This window comes from Psychrobacter piechaudii (assembly GCF_900162825.1).
GTDB lineage: Bacteria > Pseudomonadota > Gammaproteobacteria > Pseudomonadales > Moraxellaceae > Psychrobacter > Psychrobacter piechaudii.
In genome coordinates this window covers 1-2,897 of sequence record NZ_FUGE01000277.1, presented here as the reverse complement: position 1 = coordinate 2,897, position 2,897 = coordinate 1, and the positions used below count along the sequence as shown (strand labels likewise).

Annotated in this window: 2 protein-coding genes; both read right to left on the bottom strand. The window is 37.1% G+C overall.

What is annotated here, in order from left to right; translation table 11 throughout:
• Positions 1-43: 43 nt before the first annotated feature.
• Positions 44-1,297: an MFS transporter gene (locus A1019T_RS12940; RefSeq protein ID WP_244156667.1), complete on the bottom strand. Its 1,254-nt coding sequence runs from the start codon at positions 1,295-1,297 to the stop codon at positions 44-46.
• A gap of 325 nt (positions 1,298-1,622) precedes the next feature.
• Positions 1,623-2,777: an acyl-CoA dehydrogenase family protein gene (locus A1019T_RS12935; protein ID WP_077452143.1), complete on the bottom strand. Its 1,155-nt coding sequence runs from the start codon at positions 2,775-2,777 to the stop codon at positions 1,623-1,625.
• Between the last annotated feature and the right edge of the window lie 120 nt (positions 2,778-2,897).

Here is a 2,897-nt window from a genome sequence, read left to right as displayed (position 1 = left end):
TATTTATATAACGGAAAGTAGAGAATCTATTATGAAAACATTATTATGCTTTTTGAGGGTCATACTGCTGTTCTTTAATAAATAAAGTAGGAATAAGACCACATAGAAAATAAGATCCTGCCATAAGTAATAAACCTGCGCCAATAGAATTATGCATAGCCATATAGCCAATCGCTACGGGAGCAATTACTGATCCCAATCTCCCAATATTAAATGCACCCCCTACTGCAGTGCCACGAATGGCAGTAGGAAAACTCTCAGTTAAATAAGTGGCATTAATAGCGTAAGGTATACCATATAGGAAACCGAAAATCACCATCAACAAACCAATATTATCTGGAGTATGCATATAAACAAGTATTGGAATAAATAAAGCTGTACCCATTGTTCCAAAAGCAAAGACAACCTTTCGGCCTAACCTATCAGCTACATAGCCTGCTACTAACTTAGCAAATATCATTGTAAGGTAGGTTCCAGCCATATATATCGCCATCTCTTTGAATTTGATACCTAACTCAGTCTCTAGATAAGATGGTAGCCAGTTACTGACTCCAAAATAGCCAAATAGTAGAAGTCCTGAGCTCATAGTCCACAAAATAAAAGTTATACGATGTTGCGGATGCTCAAATATTATTCTGTATTGGCTTTCAGCCTTATTAGGAGAGTCGATAAGCCCACTAAGTTTAAGAACTCGTGCTTCCTTCCATGCATTTGGCTCGGGAATAAAGAAATACATGAGTATTGCTAAAATTATAGGTAGAAAAGTTAATAAATAAAGTGTTCGCCACCCATAAGTGGGAATAATCCAAGCAGAAAGACTAGTTATAACCAAAGATCCTAGAGTAAACCCTGTCATTAATGTTGCAAGTACAGTAGTACGATGTTTAGTAGGAACCATTTCGGACATAAGCGTGTTTGTTGCAATATATAAACTGCCCAAACCTAAGCATGCTATAAACCTTAAAGCCACAAACTGCTCATAACTCTGAACAAATCCGCTAAAACCAGATAGCAGGGAAAAAACTGCTGTAGCTAATACTATTATACGCACTCGTCCAAAGCGATCACAGGCCCAGCCTCCGAAGAACCCTCCAATAGCCATGCCAAATAATGACCAGCTTCCCATAGCTCCCGCTTGCACACTACTTAAACCAAACTCCTCCTTCAAACTAGATAATGTAAAAGACAGAATACCAATATCTGCACCATCACATAATAAAACTAAAAAACAAAAAAAGAATGCTAATTTCCAAGGCTGCTCCTTGGTTGAACTTAAGACTTCCGCAGTATTTGTCACAATAAATATCCTTATAATATGTGAGAATACAAGAATTACTATCGATAATCTAAACGCCCAACTATTGGCTCAGGGCAATCGCACTATAGAAAATAGCCGCTTTAAATTAGATTATCTAAATAAAAGGTGTTAAGTAATTAGAAACTATAACTAAAATATTTTTATATATCTCGTGTTTTTGTTATTTGCGACCGAAAATTGGTGATAACATCTGTAAAAGGTCAATAATTAATTAAAATGTAGCTAAAATCGATTTGTAGTGCGATTGCCCTGATTATTGGCTAGCAATAAATACCGATGTCGTCATTGTTATGCTAGTATCAACTTATTGACTTACTTCTTTAATCATATTACGAGCAATGATAATTTGCTGAATCTGAGTGGTTCCTTCATATAAGCGATATAAGCGTACATCTCGATAGAAACGTTCAATACCGTAATCGGCTATATATCCAGCGCCTCCATGTATTTGTACGGCCCTATCAGCAACACGTCCACACATTTCTGTTGCAAACATTTTAGCGCATGAAGATTCAGTAACGACATTTTTACCTTCATCGCGAAGTCTTGCAGCATCTAATACCATGGATTTAGCTGCATAAATTTCAGCCTTTGAATCAGCTAACATAGCTTGAATAAGTTGAAAGTTTGCAATAGGTTGACCAAACTGCTTACGTTCAACTGCATATCGCAATGCATCATCTAGCATCCTTGTAGCAGCGCCTGTACTTGCAGCAGCAATGTGTAAACGACCTTTATCAAGAACTTTCATAGCCGTCTTAAACCCCACACCTTCTTTGCCACCAATTAAAGCACTTGCAGGTACTACGCAATTATCAAAAATGACATCACAGGTATGAGCTCCTTTTTGCCCCATTTTTTTATCAATTTTCCCCAAAGTAATACCTGGAGTATCACTCTCTATAATAAAAGCTGATATGCCGCTGGCACTCTTATCTTCAGGATTAGTTCTGGCCATAACGGTAAATAAACCCGCTTGAGGAGCATTGGTTATGAATCTCTTTGTACCATTCAGAATGTAATTATCACCTTTCTTAATAGCAGTAGTCTTTAGTGATGCAGCATCTGATCCAGAGTCAGGTTCGGTTAAGCAAAAGGAACCAATCAACTCCCCACTTGCTAACTTAGGTAAATATTTTTGCTTTTGTTCTTCAGTTCCATCAATAACTAAGCCAGACGAGCCAATTCCATTATTGGTACCTATTAATGATCTAAATGCAGGAGAAGTTCGTCCCAATTCAAACGCTACTAGGACCTCCTCTTCCATAGTAAGGCCTAAACCACCATAGGTTTCAGGGATAGTTAGACCAAACATGCCAAGTTCTCGCATTTGACTAATGATATCCTCCGGAAGACGGTCATTTTCAGCAACCCAGTCTTCTTTAGGTATGAGTTGGTTATTTACAAACTGACGAATAGTATCAGTAATTTGGTCGAGTGCTTCCTTATCTCTAATCATAAATATTTTCCTTCAAAAAAATAAGATAAAACTTGTGATGGTTAATAGTCGTTACATCACAATTAAGAAATTACCTAGTTTAAATACTGGTTCATATAACCGCTATGCAGTATTCAATTT

Bases quoted from the DNA above. Each gene is read 5' to 3' on its own strand.
- A1019T_RS12935 (WP_077452143.1), bottom strand. From the start codon at position 2,777: ATGATTAGAGATAAGGAAGCACTCGACCAAATTACTGATACTATTCGT.